The sequence below is a fragment of the Shewanella sp. 30m-14 genome (assembly GCF_052977125.1).
Genome location: NZ_JBRILW010000013.1, coordinates 124,914 through 142,502, shown reverse-complemented (window position 1 = coordinate 142,502; position 17,589 = coordinate 124,914). Strand labels below are relative to the sequence as shown.

The following is a 17,589-nucleotide window of genomic DNA, read 5'->3' as shown; positions in this document are numbered from 1 at the left end:
CGGATGTAGCTCAGCTGGATAGAGTACCTGGCTACGAACCAGGCGGTCGGAGGTTCGAATCCTCCCATCCGCACCATATAAAACAAATTAGATACAAGTCGTACCGATTTTGCGCGTGTAGCTCAGCTGGATAGAGTACCTGGCTACGAACCAGGCGGTCGGAGGTTCGAATCCTCCCACGCGCACCATGTTTTGCGGAGAGGTGGCCGAGTGGCCGAAGGCGCTCCCCTGCTAAGGGAGTATGGGCTTTAACTCCCATCGAGGGTTCGAATCCCTCCTTCTCCGCCATTCATTAAAAACAAAAAAACCGCACTAAGTGCGGTTTTTTTGTGTCTGTAATTTACCCTTTTCAGCATTCAGCATTCAGCATTCAGCATTCAGCATTCAGCATTCAGCATCAATTTATAGCGAATTGGTATCGTGCTTGTTGAACATAGCCAAGCTTTATTCCAATGGGGACAATAGCAATCATATTACTCATCCAGTTTTTACAAACTAATTCAATGAGAATAGATGATGAAGTGGGATTCCTTACGAAGTTATTTAATGCTGAAGTAGGAAGTCCAAACCCGCCTTAAAAAATGAGCTTTAAGGCTTCATATGCAGCGCTAACAAACATAAACCTAGTTCGATTATGCTCGATATGTCGTGAGCATAATACCTATCAGTATAAAGATTTGGTCGCTCAGCGAGAGTTTAGCGGCACTGAGACAAGCTCATTAAATACTCCTCGGTAACTGCTCCTGCGTTACTCTACCTCCTATATCCATATAGTCGTGCATTAATGACATTCACCACATCTGACCTCCAGGGATGGAGGTAATGTCTTATGTATGTCGGGAACATACAAGATCATGTGGTTTGCAACGGGTGAAGAGCATAGTTGAACTAGGTTAAGCTCCCTGTTGTTCCATAAGAGTCACAGGATCAGAGCCGCCAAAACTCGCCATTCTGGCGCGTTTTTGGCTGCCTACTACTGCGTTGAACAACTTCACAAGGAACAACCATTCTTTCAGTTATTCGCCTTGAATCAGTTCGCCAAAAAACGTTCTGAGTAGATCAACTTCTTATACTGATTGGTATAAGGTCTTGTATCCCGATTACATAGACATTTCCTCTGGCCATGGAGATCTTATGCAGCGAATTTCATTAATACACTACTGAAAGGATTCAGTAGGCTAAGTAGCGCAGGTGCTGTTACCGAAAATGCTATGCCACCAAACTCGAACCAGTGAGCGATTAATGACCAGTCTCTGATGCGCTAAACGCCGTTGAATGTTCACCGCTTTATACTGCTGAGGATCATTGGCGATACCACGACAATAGCCTCCCTTTATCATCGCTAATCAACTTAATGTAATAGCTATAAAACCCCGATTAATGATATTTACCAAGCAGATTTATAATATCTATCGCTATCAATGCAATCGTTAAAAACTCAATCGCTAAACATCTAAATTTTCCGTAAATTGCCATTAACTATGCGACTCCACTCAGCGATAAAGCCTAAAAGCTAAATTGCATAAAATTGCAATTTGGCTTTTAACGCTCCTCTCTGTTCTATTTTCTGAATTCATTTTCCAGTAAATGCACTATTAAATTATAAAGAAATAGCCGTGAAAGCTTGTATATTGATGGATATTCAATTCATCGGCTTTAATAGTGATGATTTGTTAGTAGCTATGAGTTTGTGATGATTTTTATGGTATGACCAATTTACAAAGGGGTCGCAATCTTGTTATATATTGGTTATTGTTTTTGTCTGAGGTTGCCATTTGACTGCTAAGCAGTATCTGAAATGAATGGAATGAATTGCATAACATGTGAATGTTAAGTGAATTTCTATTGGCTGATCGCCACGTTTTTTCACAATAAAGTGTCTACAAGAGGAAGAGATGGCTTCAATATCTGAACAGTTATATGACGCACTGGGGATCATGGTTCTAGGCATGACACTGGTATTTGTTTTTTTGAGTATGCTCATTTTAGCGATGAATTTGGTTGCTCGAAAATTTGGCCCTTTGCCACAACAAAATATGAGTCAAGGCCCTTCGACTCAACAACAATCGGATCAAGCTGCTGTAAGTCCTTTAATGGCTGCGGTGATCACTGCAGCCATTCATCAGCATCGTAAGAAAGTATAATAAAAGTAGGGAGTATTCGTATGAGCAAGCCATTGGCTTTAACTGATGTGGTCCTAAGAGACGCACACCAATCTATTCTCGCTACTCGTTTGCGTACCGAAGATATGTTACCCATCGCGCCTTTACTCGATAAAGTCGGCTTTTGGTCATTAGAATCATGGGGCGGCGCCACATTTGACTCCTGTATTCGTTATCTTGGAGAAGATCCGTGGGAGCGGATCCGTGAACTGAAAAAGGTAATGCCTAACACCCCTCAACAGATGTTACTACGAGGACAGAATCTGCTGGGTTACCGTCATTATGCCGATGATTTGGTGAATCGCTTTGTTGAAAGAGCTTATACCAATGGTGTTGATGTTTTCCGCGTATTCGATGCGATGAATGATGTGCGTAATCTTGAGACGGCGGTTAAGTCTGTTGTTGAAGTCGGTGGCCACGCCCAAGGAACCCTATCTTATACCACAAGCCCGGTACACAACTTAACTACCTGGGTCGATATGGCTAAGCGCATAGAAGATATGGGGTGTCATTCGCTCTGTATTAAAGATATGGCAGGTTTATTAAAGCCTTTTGAAGCCTTCGATATGATTAGCCAAATCAAATCGCAGACCGATCTCATTGTCTCTTTGCATTGTCATGCAACCACAGGTCTAAGTACTGCTACGTATCAAAAAGCTATAGAAGCGGGTATTGATGTGCTCGATACTGCTATCTCTTCTATGAGCCAAACCTATGGTCATAGCGCAACAGAAACCTTAGTGGCGATGGTTGAAGGAACAGATAGAGCGACAGGTTATGACATGGCCTTGCTGGAAGAGATTGCTGCGTACTTTAGAGTTGTGCGTAAAAAGTATGCCGCATTTGAAGGTGAATTAAAGGGGATCGACTCACGAATTTTACGGGCACAAGTTCCTGGTGGCATGTTAACGAATATGGAAAGCCAGCTAAAAGAGCAAGGTGCTGGCGATAAGTTAGATCTGGTTCTAGAAGAGATCCCTCGCGTTCGTGAAGATTTAGGCTTTTTACCCTTGGTCACGCCGACGTCACAAATTGTGGGTACACAGTCAGTCATTAACGTGCTTACAGGCGAGCGTTATAAGTCGATGACTAAAGAAACTGAAGGGGTGTTGAAAGGTGAGTATGGCGCGACGCCAGCTCCGGTTAACGCTGAGCTGCAACGACGAGTATTGGCTGGCAAAGAGGCTATTACCTGTCGACCAGCAGACCTACTTGAGTCTGAATTAGATAAATTACGCATAGAGCTTAAAGACAAAGCGGCTGCCGATGGTATATCGCTTGCTAAAGAGCTTGATGATGACGTACTTACTTATGCTTTATTCCCACAAATAGGCCTTAAGTTTTTAAGTAATCGCAATAACCCCGATGCGTTTGAACCTAAACCTGACGTGGCTGCTAAAGCGCTTGAAGAGGCTAAAAAGGCGGAGCTTGCTGCTGCCAATAAGCAAGGACCTGAAACCTATACGGTGACCGTACAGGGGCAAAGCTTTGTTGTTGAAGTTGCAGAAGGTGGCGACATTAGCCAAATAACCCCGGCAGAAAACGTTGTGCCGTTTGCAGCGCCAAACCATGGGGCTGCCCATGCACCAGCGATTGTTGATATAGCTGCAGTTAAGCATGAGCAGAATGCTCCGCTTTCAGGCAATATTTTTAAGGTACATGTATCGCCAGGTGATAGTGTCAAAGAGGGCGATGTGGTGATTATTCTTGAAGCGATGAAGATGGAAACGGAAGTGCGCGCCGAAGCTGATGGGGTGATCTCAAAGGTTTGGGTTAAAGAAGGTGATGCAGTCACAGTTGGTAGTCAACTGTTAGCATTGGCGTAGGGGTCATCATGGAAGGATTAATCGCGTTTTGGTCTGAGTCTGGTATTGCTAATTTTACCTTAGGCCAATTGTTGATGATGGGTGTTGGCTGCCTATTGTTATATTTAGCAATTGCAAAGAAGTTTGAGCCTTTGCTACTGCTACCGATTGGATTTGGCGCAATACTGGCCAATATTCCCAACGGTGGGTTTACCGATGAAGGTGGACTACTCTATTTCGCTTATCACGTAGGCATTGAAACTGGGATCTTCCCTCTGCTTATCTTTATGGGAGTCGGGGCGTTAACGGATTTTGGTGCACTTATCGCTAACCCTAAAATGCTGTTACTTGGCGCAGCGGCTCAGTTTGGTATTTTTGCGACCCTTTTAGGGGCTATCGGGCTGAACTTGATCCCAGGGTTTGAGTTCTCGATGACTGACGCGGCAGCCATTGCCATTATTGGTGGGGCAGATGGGCCAACGGCTATTTTCTTAGCCTCTAAACTTGCGCCGGATCTGCTTGGTGCTATTGCCGTTGCCGCATACTCATATATGGCACTGGTACCGTTAATTCAACCGCCTATTATGCGTTTGCTTACAACTGAATCTGAGCGTCAAATTAAGATGGAGCAGCTGCGTGAAGTGAGCAAGAAAGAGAAGATCATCTTTCCGCTGATGGTGCTCGGTCTTACCATCTTAGCCTTGCCTGCAGCAACCCCATTGGTTGGCATGTTCTGTCTTGGTAATTTGATGCGTGAATCAGGTGTTGTCGATCGGTTATCAAACACTGCGCAAAATGAACTGATTAATATTGTGACCATATTCTTAGGTCTTGCAGTTGGTTCTAAGCTGTCAGCAGAACAGTTCTTACAGATGGAAACTTTAGGTATTTTAGTACTTGGTGCAGTAGCATTTGCTATTGGTACTGCTACGGGGGTACTTATGGCAAAACTGATGAGCAAACTCTCTGGTGGTAAAATTAATCCATTACTGGGCGCTGCCGGAGTCTCGGCTGTACCGATGGCTGCGCGAGTGGTTAACAAGGTTGGCCTAGAGTCGAATAACCAAAACTTCTTGTTGATGCATGCCATGGGGCCGAATGTTGCTGGTGTATTAGGCAGTGCGGTAGCGGCGGGGGTATTACTGGCGGTTCTTGGCTAACAAGCTTTGACTACTATTTTATGAGTGCTAGTTTAAGACCTATTTTTAGTACTAGCCTGAGCTTTAAGCACTTGTTTGGGTACTAGCTTGAGCATTAGTTTGGGTTAACGGGTTTTGGATTGACCCATTATTAACTCGTTCTTAGAACTGACAGCCTTGTAGCACATAACCGAAAAGTCCTGCTCTTTAGTAGGACTTTTTATGCCTCATCTTTCAGTCACTAACGTGCAGTGGTTCGCTTTTAGGCACTAATGTTTTTGCACTGAGTTTTAAGTTCCGATGGTTGTGTACGCCAACGGTTTTATAGAACTATGCCTATATTTCATCTTCCTTTCGTGTTGAATGAGCCAACAACACTTGAGTCGAATGCTTTCTTGTACTGATCAATATTAACCTTGTTATAGAGGGTTAATACTTGAGGTTTTGACCCGCAGTGAGCCAGAGTAAAAATACCAGTGCAAAAATGATGGTCAGGCTGATGCCGATGATATAGAGAAACCCCGTCTTTCCTTGCTTTAATGGTACGCCGTTATAGTTAAGAAAAAGTGCCCATGCCAGCGAAAGCAGTATCGGAAGAATGAAGAGTTTTGTCATATCTAAGCGCTCCAAAATAGTCTGTATTCTTAGTAGAATATTGAAAAGTATAAAGTAAAAAGGCCGCGATTGCGGCCTTTTTATTGAATGACAAGTGAGTACTAGTTACTAGCTTGCTCTACAGGGGCATTCTCTTGGGCGTAGAACTGCGTTTCATCAAGCTGGCCCTCTGATTTACCAATCACAACGGCGGTCATCATGTCGCCAGTGACGTTCGTTGCTGTGCGGATCATATCGATAATACGGTCGACTGCAGCAATAAAAGCGATACCTTCAAGTGGCAAACCGACAACGCCTAACGTTACTGTTAGCATAACCATTGCGCTGCCGGGTACACCAGCGGTGCCGACAGACGCGACCGTTGCGGTTACAGCGATAAGCATATAGTCAGTCATATCTAATGAAATGCCATAAATCTGGGCGATAAAAATAGCGGCAATAGCAGGGTAAATTCCCCCACAGCCATCCATGTTCATAGTGGCACCTAAGGGCAGCACAAAAGAGCCATAGCGCTTAGAAACGCCCATAGATTCCGTGCAGCGCGTGCTGGCAGGTAAAGTGCCAAAACTTGATGCTGTGGTAAATGCAACGATTTGCGCAGGTATCGCTTTACGGAAAAACTGCATCGGGCTTAACTTGGCGGCAAACTTAATTAAACCACCGTAGACAAAGATAATATGGATCAATGCGGCTAAGTAGATAGCACCGATAAACTTACCTAATGGCAGCAGAGTAGATAAACCGTATTCGCCAACAACCCAAGCCATTAAACCAAATACACCAATTGGGGTAAGTTGTAACACCATACGGGTTAACTGGAACATGACTTCTGCACCCGCTTCGATAGTGCGTTTTAATGGTTCAGCTTTTTCACCTACTTTATTAATCGCAATGCCAATCAAAGCTGCAAATATGATGATCTGCAGTACCTTGCCCTCAGCCAGCGAGGCAAACGGGTTGACAGGGATCATATCTAAAACGACTTGAGCAAATCCAGGTACATTTCGCTCACGAACTTCGGTCGCTACCAGCTCCATGGAACCGCCCATATCGATAACTGAGCCGACAGTTAAGCCTATCAGCGAAGCGATTGTGCCAGTAAACATGAACATGGCTAAGGTTTTAAAGCTGAGTCTTTTTAAACTGACTTGGGAGCCTAGCGAAGTGATACTGACAACGATGGCGCAGAATATTAACGGTGCGACTAACATCTTAATCGCACTAATGAACAGATCGCCCAGCGGTTTAAGTACCGTTGCAGACTCACCAAAAATGACGCCAACGCCGGCGCCTAAGATAAAGGCAGCTAATACTTTCTGCCAAAAAGGGATACTTTTAATTGCTTGCCACATTGTTGAAATTCCAAAAATTTTATTTTTCTAAAGTTACTTTACGGGGGAATCGGTGTTCACTCCAGTAATAGTTTGCAGGCAACCTCTAACAAGGTTTACATTTAGTTACCCAGTGATGCTCATTCTATAGATAGTGTGGCGTGTATCACAAACCGATTTGGTTATAACATATTGTGATAAAAGAGTTTGTTTTAATAACTTTAAATTTTAACTTGATTGCAACAAGGTGGTGTTTTTATTTCATCTGTGAAAAAAATTGCATTAATTCACTCGGTAAGGAATTTTACTCCTGATGTTGTTGTCGATAAATAAGTGTATTCTTTGCTTCAATTGTTATTAAAAACGGCATATTTTTAGGTTAATTATTTGAAATTACACCGCTGGTTGTTTTATCTGTAGTGGGTAATACTAGGTGCATCAATATACAGCGTGGCAAAAGATGCTAATAACGCCTGTTGGAAAAGGAGAGAGTCATTGAAAAAATGGATATTGGCCGCAGCGGTAAGTGCTGCATTATTGGGATGTGCTGGACAGCAACAAAATTCAACATCGCTACCAGAAGGTGTGGTCTTACTTGAAACGGTAAGTTTTAGTAATGATGAAGTTGGGATCCCATACCGCAAATACCAATTAGCGAATGGCTTGACGGTGATTTTACATGAAGATCACTCAGATCCTTTGGTACATGTTGACGTCACTTACCATGTGGGATCTGGCCGTGAATTAGAAGGACGCTCAGGCTTTGCCCATCTTTTTGAACATATGATGTTCCAAGGTTCTGAAAATGTTGGGGATGAACAGCACTTTAAGATGGTGACTGAGTCTGGCGGTACCTTAAATGGCACCACTAATACCGACCGTACTAACTACTTTGAAACTGTACCGAATAATCAGCTGGAAAAAATGCTCTGGTTAGAATCAGATCGCATGGGCTTTTTCTTGCCAGCATTAACAGAAGAAAAGTTTGAAGTTCAACGCGAGACCGTTAAAAATGAACGCGCCCAACGAGTAGATAATCGCCCATATGGTCGTATGGGAGAGCGTTTCAATCAAGCATTTTACCCACAAGGTCACCCCTATTCATGGCCAGTGATCGGCTGGCCTGAAGATTTAAATCGTGCAGATGTAGAAGATGTTAAGCATTTCTTCCAGCGTTGGTATGGCCCTAATAATGCAACCTTAACCATTGGTGGTGACTTCGACGAGCTGCAAACTCTTGCTTGGGTGAATAAGTACTTCGGTGAGATCCCTGCAGGCCCAGCAGTCGACGCGCCAGTGAAAGAGTTAGTGACTCTTGATGCAACGCGTTACTTGTCGATGGAAGATAGAGTCCACTTACCCTTACTGCGTATTGGTATGCCAACCGTTTATGCCCGCCATGAAGATGAAGCTGCGCTGGATCTGCTATCAAATATCTTAGGTGGCGGTAAGACATCACTATTTTATAAGAACTTAGTCAAAGATGGATTAGCAGTACAAGCGGGTGTAAGTCATCCTTGCCAAGAGCTAGCTTGTCAATTTTCTATGTACGCGTTAGCAAACCCTGCTCGTGGTGGTAACTTAGCTGAAATCGAGCAAGCGATGCAGGACTCTATTGCTGAATTTGAACAGCGCGGAGTGACCGATGATGATCTTGAAAAAGTTAAAGTTAACTTTGAAGCGGGGACGATATTCGGCTTGCAGAGCGTACAAGGTAAGGTGGCAAGTCTAGCCTTTAATGAAACCTTCTCTGACAACCCAGATATGATTGGCTTTGATTTGGCTCGTTATGCAAACGTCACCAAAGCTGATGTGATGCGTGTGTTTAACAAATACATCAAAGATAAGCCCATGGTGGTAATGAGCGTCGTGCCCCAGGGGCAAGCTCAACTTATTGCTAAAGCAGATAACTTTGTTGCCCCTGCCGAGGTGGTCGCTTCCGTTGCGGTTGAAAACGTAGCGATTAAGCCACAGCTCACCTCTGCATTTGATAGAAGTATTATTCCAGCAGCAGGTCCAACGCCAGTACTGAGCATGCCTGAGCTTTGGACTGGTGAGCTTGCCAATAAAATCCAGGTCATTGGTACTCAGACGAGCGAAACGCCAACGGTTGAAATCGTTATCTATCTTAATGGCGGTCACCGCTTATTAGATGTAAACCAAGCCGGTCTTGCTAGCATGACAGCGTCAATGATGAATGAGTCGAGCAAGAAGCGCAGCTCTGAGGAGCTCACTCAAGCGTTAGAAATGCTAGGCAGCAATGTGAGTTTCAGTGCAAGTGGTTATCAAAGCCAAGTTAAAATATCATCATTAGCAGCTAATCTTGATAAGACCATGGTCATAGTCAAAGAGAAGCTATTTGCCCCCGGTTTTACCGCTGCCGATTTTGAGCGAGTGAAGCAGCAAAAGTTACAACACTTACAGCGAGAGCTTACCGAGCCTAACTATCTGGCTTCAACGGCGTTTAGCGGTTTGTTATACGGCGAAAATAGCCCATTTGGTGTAAGCTCTGGCGGTTCAATTGCCACTGTTTCAGCAATGACGTTAGATGACGTTAACGCCTTCTATAAGCAGCAATATACCGCAGGTAATGCGCAAATAGTGGCAGTAGGCAGCTTGAATGAAGCGCAGATGCTAGCAAAACTTGCTACGCTTTCTAGTTGGAAGGGGGCCGCAACGCCTTTGCCAGAGCTTGCAGCGTTACCCAAGTTTGAGGGTGGAAAAATCTATATTGTAGATAAGCCAGAAGCGGCCCAATCTGTGATTAAGATTGGCAAGCGTGGACTTAAATATGATGCAACGGGCGAGTTCTTTAAATCGTATTTGATGAACTACCCACTGGGCGGTGCATTCAATAGCCGAATTAACCTCAACCTTCGCGAAGACAAAGGTTACACCTACGGCGCAAGAAGCTATTTCTCAGGTGGCCCAGAACTCGGTTTTTACCAAGCAACGGCTAGCGTGCGTAGTGATGTGACGACAAAGGCACTAATTGAATTTATCAAAGAGATTAATGCTTTTCAGGAAACAGGGATGACAGATAAAGAACTCGAGTTTATGAAGAGTTCAATCTCACAGTCCAAGGCATTAAACTATGAAACGCCATATCAAAAAGCGGGCTTGATGCGTAATATTCAGCGTTATAATTTGGACGATAACTACAGTGAGCAGCAAACTGCAATCACTAACAGTATTGGCCTAAATGAACTCAATCAACTGGCTAAAGAGCAGTTGAATTTAGACGATATGGTGATATTGGTTGTTGGCGACCGGGCTCAAATTGAGTCTGAATTATCAACACTTGGTTATCCAATTGAAATTTTACAGTTGTAAAAGACATAATTAGTCCATATATCCGAGAGATGGTGCTAAATCTATGGCATCATCTCATCGTTTATTATGCTGGCAGTTAACTAAACGCTAATTTGGTACGACTTGAAATTTAAGTTGTCTATAGCGGGTCTGACTGAATTGCTATATGGGTAAAAGTCACGTACTAGAGAGTAATGTATTGAAATCTTTCAATGAATTAGTAGGTAAGTTGTCGGATACGGCAAGTCGTCAAGCGCTAAGAACAATGCAACGAGGCATTGAGCGTGAAGCGTTAAGAATTGAAAAGTCGGGTCATCTAGCGTTGGATAAACATCCACAAGCGTTAGGTTCGGCGTTAACCAATTCGCGGATCACCACAGATTATAGCGAATCCCTACTTGAGTTTATTACTCCTGTTTTTGAAGATATCGATGAATTAGTCGAAGATTTGACCTTAACTCATGCCTATAGTGTCCGGCACTTAAATGGCCAACGACTGTGGCCTGTAAGTATGCCGTGCTACCTTGGCGATGCGGGTGATATCCCCATTGCGGATTACGGTAGTTCTAACACTGGCCAAATGAAACGTTTATATCGTAAAGGGCTGACCTATCGATATGGCGCTCAGATGCAAATTATTTCAGGCGTGCATTTTAATTTTTCTGTTTCAGACCAGCTCTGGGACAGGCTGTATGAGCTATCGGATAAATCTTTAAGCTTAGAGGATTTTATCTCAGAGTCTTATTTCGGTCTCATTCGTAACTATCGTCGCCTAGTCTGGGTATTACCGTATTTATTTGGTGCATCACCAGCGCTTTGCAGCACATTTATTCAAGACCCTAAGACGAATAACTTTCCTTTTGAAGTCATAGGCAATGGCACTTTGTATTTGCCATATGCCACCTCTTTACGGATGAGTGACTTAGGTTATACCAACCAAGAGCAAGACAACTTAAATATTAGTTACAACAGCTTAGCTTGTTACTTGGAAGGGATGAAATCCGCGATTAATATGCCTTCGGCTAATTTCGCAAAAATTGGCGTTAAAGTAGATGGCGAGTATCGTCAGCTTAACGCCAATATTTTACAGATTGAAAATGAATTTTACTCGCCTATACGTGCTAAACGTGTTGCTAAAGGTAATGAGAAACCGTCAGAATCACTTGCTCGAGCAGGGGTTGAGTATATAGAGGTCAGAGCATTAGATGTTAACCCTTATAGCTCAGTGGGTATTGAAAAGTCACAGATCCGTTTCTTAGACCTTTTCTTATTGAACTGCTTATTGCAACCTTCAGCGGCATCTGATGCAAGTGAAGAGGCGGAAATTGCCGCTAATCTACAAGCTGTCGTGCTTGAGGGGCGTAAGCCGGGGCTTATGTTAACCCGTTCAGGTGAGCCGCTGAGCTTAAGTCATTGGCTTGAATCATTGTTTGGTGATCTTAGTGATATCGCTTCACTACTTGACGATGACAGCCGAGAAGATTACCAGGTTGCGCTGACTAAGTGGCACAAAGCCGTTAATAATCCAGACGAAACCTTGTCGGGACAAATTATTAAAGGACTAAAACAAGACCAAATAGATCATAGTGACTGGGTGTTACAGCTTGCAGAGCAGTACCATCAAGAACTCAAAAACTATCCTCTGTCAGAGGCTGTGACAATGCGCTATGAGCAAGACGCAATTGTATCACTCGAGAAACAAGCGAAGCTAGAAGCTGAGCCAAGTGTGAGCTTCGATCAGTTTTTAGTTGATTATTTTAAGGCTTAACCTTGGTGACTAAAGGGTTCAAAAATATATTAAGTTTTACTGCATTGGTATTGCTGGTATCGGGTTGTGCAACTCAACCTGATACCGCCAATCAATGCGGTATCGTTGCGACGTATATGGAGCCCGACCACGACGCTGATATTTATCGCGTCGTGGTAACTCACCTAGATGGAAAGCCTGTTATATCTAAACCTTATTATCGGTTAAGTGTAGGTAAACACACCTTTACTCTTGCTGAGTTGATTGATGCACCGAATTTGAAGGTCAAACTTAGCGCTCGCATCCCTAAAGAGCTTACGGTGAATGTGGCACATAATGAGCGCTATCATATTGGTGCCAAGTTTAATGTCGACAAAGTTTATCGCGGTAATGATAAAGGTTTTTGGCAACCGGAAGTATGGCAACAAGAGCCCCATGACTGTGAGCTTCAACCTGCCCAGTAGGGGGAGGTAATCGCGGTAGGTTCGAGCTACTCTCATCTGATTTACAACACAATTCCCATAACGCTCAATTGCATCTTTAAGCTATCAGTGTGACACTATGGCTTTGCTATTACTGTCTGTTGGTATCTTTTTTTATGAAATGGCCCGCGTTATTTACGACTGTTATTTTAGCGACCCTATTGACTGGGTGCGCGACTCCTCCTCCAAAAGATCCCGAAAATCTTTGTTCGATTTACACAGAGAATCGCTCCTGGTATAGCGCTGCAAAAGATACCCGCGAAAAATGGGGAGTACCGATACATGTTCCTTTAGCCATGATGTATCAAGAGAGCTCTTTTAAGCACAATGCTGCTCCACCGATGGAATATTTTTTAGGCTTTATTCCTATTGGCCGAGCAAGTGATGCTTATGGCTATGCGCAGGCAAAAACCATGACTTGGGATGACTACGTTAAGGAAACTGGTAACTCCTGGTCAAGTCGAAGTAACTTTGATGACGCTATGGATTTTATGGGATGGTTTATTTACAAAACGCACAAAATCAATGGCGTGTCCAAGTGGGATGCTCGTAACCAGTACTTGAATTACCATGAAGGTTGGGGGGGCTATAAACGCAAAACGTATAATCAAAAAGCATGGTTAATCAAGGTTGCTGGCCGTGTAGATGAGCGTTCTAAGCGATATGCAGCCCAATATAGGCAGTGTCAGGAGGATCTCGATTCATCCTGGTTGTGGCGACTGTTTTTTGGGTAGTCGATACTGACCTATCCAGACAAAATGAGAACAGGTTTTAGCACTACTATTTACATCAAGCTCTAAAACTAAAATTAACATCATGCTCTAGAGCTAAGAGTAACAACTAAGCTCTCGAGCCTTGCGTTAAGAAATAAGCGCCAATAAGCAAGTGCCACTAATATAAACGCTAATAAATCGCTAAATGACTTTACATAACAGCCTCTGCATTTGCGGGGGCTTTTTATTGATAATTTGTCTGAGTTGAGGCCTTTTTGCCTCGTTTATGTTGATACATCAGTCTATCAGCCGCTTTAAAGCTGGTATTTAAATCCCCTTGGTAGTCAGCGATGCCGTAACTGAACTGAATATCGGGCATAGATTTATAAGCAGGTTTGTCGCTTAAGTGCTGCTCTGCTAGCATTTGCCTGATCTGTTTAAGATCTTCTTCAAGCTGCTCTAGCGGTCCGTGGCATAGGGCAACAAATTCATCACCTCCATAGCGAGCAATCAAGTGTTTACTATGCCAATGCATTTTTAGCGTACTAGCAAAATACAACAGGGCTTTATCGCCTGCCTGGTGTCCGTCACTGTCATTAATTACTTTTAGATTATCAAGATCTAACACGACCAAATAACTGCCAAAGTGCGCTTTAATCTTCCAGTTGTTAACTCCTTCTTCAAAGCGTTGACGGTTATAAAGTTGAGTTAAACTATCAAAATTGGCTAATAAGTTAATTTGACGTGTCTTCTGATAAAGCGCAATAGCATTCGCCGCTTCATGAGTTAGGATTGCCACCAAGTTTCTGTCGTAATGACTAAAAGCGTTAATTCTTGCACTGTCTAAATTCAGCATGCCATAGAGAGCACCGTCGATATGTATTGGGCTGGATAAGGTTGAACGAATAGGTGCCTCAGGTGCGGTGAGCAAGACTTGTTGTTCGGCGGTGCTTAGGGTGCTATGGGCATTGATATTGGCCATATCATCGATGACTACGACTCGGTCACATTTGCCTTTGGTCAGCAGGTATTCGAAAGACTGGCTGAGATTGAATTTAACTTGTCTGAGCTTGTTGATATCAATGCCGACGGTGGACTCAAAGTGCAACTCCCCAGTGTTGGCATCCACTTTTATAATCGATCCCATCTCAGCGCCATCAATACTACTGACAGATTTCTTGAGTAACGCATCAAGAAAGGCGCGCTCATCTTGGTAACGATTAGCAATATTGACCAATGCAAAGGTGGTATCGTTAACATGAATGACCTGCTGAAGATGCTCCCATAATCGGTTCAATCGACCTTGATGGAAGTAATAACTTAAGCTGTAACCTAATAAATAGATTATTGCGACTAAGACTAAGTTAGCGACAGAGTTTGGCGTCGGGCTGATACGAAAGAAAATGCCCCAGCCGATGAGGAGTAATAGCATTGGAGTTCCTAAAAGCGCGAGATGCGTTTTTAGACCGACTGAGTCTATCTTTTTTTTCTTCAAGCTATCTTTAATGGGCATTATGAATATCCTTATTCGTAAATCTCACCATTGATGTGCCGTCGATGTCGCTTAAAAAGTGCTTATATTCAGCTTTATGACTCACTTTCCACTCTCATTTCTAATTCACTTATAAATCGACACTACCTATATACAAGTAAAATACACTGCTGACAACGTCGAGTATCGTACTAAATCTCATCTCATACTATATACATAAAGCCGGGTAGGTTTCGAACCTAATATCTAGCATTCTTTCCTGCTAAATTTTGCAACTACTTTACCACTAAATTAGTGCTGAATTAACCAGAAGTTATCAATTCTCAAGCTGATAATTAACCATACACTTGTTTGCTATACATATGTATTAATAAGTGATTTTCAGCTTTTGAAAACCCTGTGATAACGGCGTCGCAGGCTTAGGGGAAGCCTGTTTACTCAATGCGCTTAATGTCATTATAATGCGCGCAAATATAATAATGCACCGCCCTACAGGACTTAACATGAGCCAACCATTTGTTGCAGTATTAATGGGGTCAGATTCAGATCTGCCTACAATGCAAGCCACCCTCGATGTGCTTAACACTTTCGGAATTAAGTTTGAAGCAAAAGTGACTTCGGCTCACCGAACGCCTGCAGCTACGCATAGCTACGTAACTGATGCAGAAGCGCGTGGTTGTAAAGTCTTTATTTGTGCAGCAGGTCTTGCTGCGCACCTAGCTGGTGCGGTCGCGGGTATTACGACTCGCCCTGTTATCGGTGTACCAATTGATTGCGGCCCACTACAAGGACACGATGCACTTTTATCGACAGTGATGATGCCTGGCGGCGTACCTGTAGCAACGGTGGCTATCGGTAGCGCAGGCGCTAAAAATGCAGGTTATCTTGCGGCGCAAATGTTAGCCGTTGGCGATGATGCCCTTGCTGTGGCCGTTAAAGAAGAGCGTGCTAAGTCTGCTGAAGCTGTTGCAGCTAAAGATGCCGCTCTACAAGCCAAGCTCGCTTAAGTTAATCAGTCTATTCTGAATACGTCTGTTAGCAATGAAATGCCGCTAAGATAGTTTTTCTGTGCGGCACTTTTATGGGTTACGTTCTTCACGCCACTTAGTCATATTGCTGTTAATTCTTGTCTCAGATTGCTGTTCTTCACTATTATGGCTAATGCTAGCCACCTCATAAGTTATTGCTTGAGCTAAGCACTTGCAATATAGGTTTAACTGGACAAAGCTTAGCGGTCGAAAATGTCCAAATTTTTTAGCTAAGGAAGATACTGTGGAGCAACCTTTGCCCTCATCCCAAGCCTCTCTAGAGCTCGATGCCGATCACGTTTTGATGCTGCAATATGCAGCAGGCAGTAGCCATGCGTTTGAGCTACTTTATCGTAAGCACAAAGGGCCACTATATCGGTATTTTGTTCGACAGATCCACGACCCGCAATTGGCTGAAGATCTCTACCAAGAAACCTGGAGTCGAGTGATTAAAGCTGCCAGCCTCTATGAAGCCAGCGCAAAATTCACTACCTGGTTATATCGCATTGCTCATAATTTGATTGTTGATCATGTCAGGGCCGTTAAACCGGTAAGTAATTTCAGTGATGTTTTTGAGCCAGAGCAAGATGCTGAGACTCAACTGAGTAATGATACCCTTAATCCTGAAGGGCTAATGTTGGATAATCAAAAAGCAAACTTGCTTAAAGGCTGCGTGGCGAACTTACCACAAGTGCAAAAAGAGGCATTTTTGCTAAATGTAGAGATGGGCTTTACGGCGGCAATCATTGCCGATATCGCAGGCGCGACGCTAGAGGCGACTAAAAGTCGCATTCGTTACGCTTATAAAGGGCTTAAGGATTGTGTCGACTTAAAATGGCAAGGAGCTAATCATGACTGATAAAGAGCATGAAGCAAACGAAGTTGAAATTAAGTCACTTTATCAAAAAATGACTCAGGAGCAGCCATCAAGTGAACTTGATGAACAGATCCTTAATCTGGCGCGTAGCCGAATAAAGAAGCCTTTACAGAGTCAGTCTTTTTGGCGTAAATATCGCTGGCCATTATCTTCAGCAGCCTCGGTATTGGTCGTGGTGACATTGTTTGTCATAAATCCAGCAATGAAAAAGGGTGATGTATTAGAGCAGGGGCAGCCGGTCATGATGTCATCTCCGCCTAAGCCACAGATGATGCGTTCGATGGATAATCCTAGCCAATTGGCGGAGCAACCTGATGACAAAGCTGCTTGGGTCAAACAGGGCAAAGAGTTTATGGCCGCAGACGCTGCCTTAATCGCACAACTTGATAATATTGAGCAGTTGATCAGAGCTAAAGAGATAGCCAAGGCTCAGCGTTTACTGACGCTGTTAGCTGAACAACAACCGCAGTTGCTACAGGCGTCGCACTCGCTTAACGCAAGGTACCTTAAGTTACAAAAAGCTGTTATGTCTGGCCATTAACTAGCGCTCAGAACTCTCGTTTTTTAACGCTAGAACGATAAAGCCCGCTTTTAAGCGGGCTTTATTTTGTCTCTATATTGCTAGAGGATAGAGAGCACTTTAACCTAGCACAGATGGGTTTAAAGTGATTTGAACCCGTCCCAGATCCCAAGAGAGGTCTCCTCTAGAAGATCGATACCCAGCATAGATTTTAACAAGTAGAGTAGTAGCAAGCCAAGTGCGACCGAGGTTAAACATTAACGGTGCTTGTTTAAGCGTAGCCGTTACTGATTAAGTAAAATTGAGCAAGTTTGGCTCAATTTTACTTAAGGGCTGAGAAACACATTTGCTAATACTTATTCAGTA

The 17,589-nt window shown here is 43.5% G+C and carries 13 protein-coding genes and 2 tRNA genes; 12 read left to right on the top strand and 3 right to left on the bottom strand.

Annotated elements, in window-relative coordinates; genetic code table 11:
• Window positions 1-111 precede the first annotated feature (111 nt).
• From ACVBIU_RS11720 to ACVBIU_RS11700, 5 genes are all read left to right on the top strand, one after another.
• A tRNA-Arg gene (locus ACVBIU_RS11720) sits at window positions 112-188 on the top strand.
• 8 nt (window positions 189-196) lie between these two features.
• Window positions 197-288 (top strand) — tRNA-Ser (locus tag ACVBIU_RS11715).
• A 1,607-nt stretch (window positions 289-1,895) separates the two neighbouring features.
• A complete protein-coding gene (locus tag ACVBIU_RS11710) occupies window positions 1,896-2,144 on the top strand; it encodes an OadG family transporter subunit (protein ID WP_447161106.1) in 249 nt (82 codons plus the stop codon).
• A gap of 20 nt (window positions 2,145-2,164) precedes the next feature.
• Window positions 2,165-3,988, top strand: a complete 1,824-nt coding sequence (oadA, locus tag ACVBIU_RS11705; RefSeq protein WP_447161107.1) for a sodium-extruding oxaloacetate decarboxylase subunit alpha — start codon at window positions 2,165-2,167, stop codon at window positions 3,986-3,988.
• A gap of 8 nt (window positions 3,989-3,996) precedes the next feature.
• Window positions 3,997-5,127 (top strand): sodium ion-translocating decarboxylase subunit beta, encoded by a 1,131-nt coding sequence (locus ACVBIU_RS11700; protein ID WP_447161108.1) that lies wholly within the window; start codon window positions 3,997-3,999, stop codon window positions 5,125-5,127.
• A gap of 408 nt (window positions 5,128-5,535) precedes the next feature.
• Here the strand turns inward: ACVBIU_RS11700 and ACVBIU_RS11695 are convergent, their stop codons facing one another.
• The gene (locus tag ACVBIU_RS11695) at window positions 5,536-5,721 is read right to left on the bottom strand and encodes a hypothetical protein (RefSeq protein WP_447161109.1); all 186 of its coding nucleotides are present in this window, start codon (window positions 5,719-5,721) and stop codon (window positions 5,536-5,538) included.
• Window positions 5,722-5,822: 101 nt separating this feature from the next.
• A complete protein-coding gene (locus ACVBIU_RS11690; protein WP_447163750.1) occupies window positions 5,823-7,073 on the bottom strand; it encodes a dicarboxylate/amino acid:cation symporter in 1,251 nt (416 codons plus the stop codon).
• Window positions 7,074-7,547: 474 nt separating this feature from the next.
• Between ACVBIU_RS11690 and ACVBIU_RS11685 the strand changes: the two genes are divergently transcribed.
• From ACVBIU_RS11685 to ACVBIU_RS11670, 4 genes are all read left to right on the top strand, one after another.
• On the top strand, window positions 7,548-10,385 hold the full coding sequence (locus ACVBIU_RS11685) for a M16 family metallopeptidase (protein WP_447163751.1): 2,838 nt from the start codon (window positions 7,548-7,550) through the stop codon (window positions 10,383-10,385).
• Window positions 10,386-10,530: 145 nt separating this feature from the next.
• Window positions 10,531-12,132: a glutamate--cysteine ligase gene (gene gshA, locus ACVBIU_RS11680; protein ID WP_447163752.1), complete on the top strand. Its 1,602-nt coding sequence runs from the start codon at window positions 10,531-10,533 to the stop codon at window positions 12,130-12,132.
• A 2-nt stretch (window positions 12,133-12,134) separates the two neighbouring features.
• A complete protein-coding gene (locus ACVBIU_RS11675; protein WP_447161113.1) occupies window positions 12,135-12,575 on the top strand; it encodes a hypothetical protein in 441 nt (146 codons plus the stop codon).
• 134 nt (window positions 12,576-12,709) lie between these two features.
• A complete protein-coding gene (locus ACVBIU_RS11670; protein WP_447161114.1) occupies window positions 12,710-13,327 on the top strand; it encodes a transglycosylase SLT domain-containing protein in 618 nt (205 codons plus the stop codon).
• Window positions 13,328-13,550: 223 nt separating this feature from the next.
• On the opposite strand, the gene ACVBIU_RS11665 is transcribed toward ACVBIU_RS11670, so the two are convergent.
• Window positions 13,551-14,819 carry a sensor domain-containing diguanylate cyclase gene (locus ACVBIU_RS11665; RefSeq protein WP_447163753.1) on the bottom strand — a complete coding sequence of 423 codons (1,269 nt, stop codon included), beginning with the start codon at window positions 14,817-14,819 and terminating at the stop codon, window positions 13,551-13,553.
• Between the two features lie 482 nt (window positions 14,820-15,301).
• Here ACVBIU_RS11665 and purE point away from each other — a divergent pair, with 482 nt between their 5' ends.
• The 3 genes from purE (at window position 15,302) to ACVBIU_RS11650 (ending at window position 17,244) form a co-directional block, all read left to right on the top strand.
• Window positions 15,302-15,805: a 5-(carboxyamino)imidazole ribonucleotide mutase gene (gene purE / locus ACVBIU_RS11660; RefSeq protein ID WP_447161116.1), complete on the top strand. Its 504-nt coding sequence runs from the start codon at window positions 15,302-15,304 to the stop codon at window positions 15,803-15,805.
• Between the two features lie 325 nt (window positions 15,806-16,130).
• Entirely contained in the window at window positions 16,131-16,685 is a 555-nt protein-coding gene (locus ACVBIU_RS11655; protein ID WP_447163834.1) for a sigma-70 family RNA polymerase sigma factor, read from the top strand.
• The gene (locus ACVBIU_RS11650) at window positions 16,678-17,244 is read left to right on the top strand and encodes a hypothetical protein (protein ID WP_447163754.1); all 567 of its coding nucleotides are present in this window, start codon (window positions 16,678-16,680) and stop codon (window positions 17,242-17,244) included. Before ACVBIU_RS11655 ends, ACVBIU_RS11650 begins: the two co-directional genes overlap by 8 nt.
• Window positions 17,245-17,589: the final 345 nt, after the last annotated feature.

Coding starts and splice junctions, on each gene's coding strand:
- ACVBIU_RS11710 (WP_447161106.1), top strand. CDS start 1,896: ATGGCTTCAATATCTGAACAGTTATATGACGCACTGGGGATCATGGTT.
- oadA (WP_447161107.1), top strand. CDS start 2,165: ATGAGCAAGCCATTGGCTTTAACTGATGTGGTCCTAAGAGACGCACAC.
- ACVBIU_RS11700 (WP_447161108.1), top strand. CDS start 3,997: ATGGAAGGATTAATCGCGTTTTGGTCTGAGTCTGGTATTGCTAATTTT.
- ACVBIU_RS11695 (WP_447161109.1), bottom strand. CDS start 5,721: ATGACAAAACTCTTCATTCTTCCGATACTGCTTTCGCTGGCATGGGCA.
- ACVBIU_RS11690 (WP_447163750.1), bottom strand. CDS start 7,073: ATGTGGCAAGCAATTAAAAGTATCCCTTTTTGGCAGAAAGTATTAGCT.
- gshA (WP_447163752.1), top strand. CDS start 10,531: ATGGGTAAAAGTCACGTACTAGAGAGTAATGTATTGAAATCTTTCAAT.
- ACVBIU_RS11670 (WP_447161114.1), top strand. CDS start 12,710: ATGAAATGGCCCGCGTTATTTACGACTGTTATTTTAGCGACCCTATTG.
- ACVBIU_RS11665 (WP_447163753.1), bottom strand. CDS start 14,819: ATGCCCATTAAAGATAGCTTGAAGAAAAAAAAGATAGACTCAGTCGGT.
- purE (WP_447161116.1), top strand. CDS start 15,302: ATGAGCCAACCATTTGTTGCAGTATTAATGGGGTCAGATTCAGATCTG.
- ACVBIU_RS11655 (WP_447163834.1), top strand. CDS start 16,131: ATGCTGCAATATGCAGCAGGCAGTAGCCATGCGTTTGAGCTACTTTAT.
- ACVBIU_RS11650 (WP_447163754.1), top strand. CDS start 16,678: ATGACTGATAAAGAGCATGAAGCAAACGAAGTTGAAATTAAGTCACTT.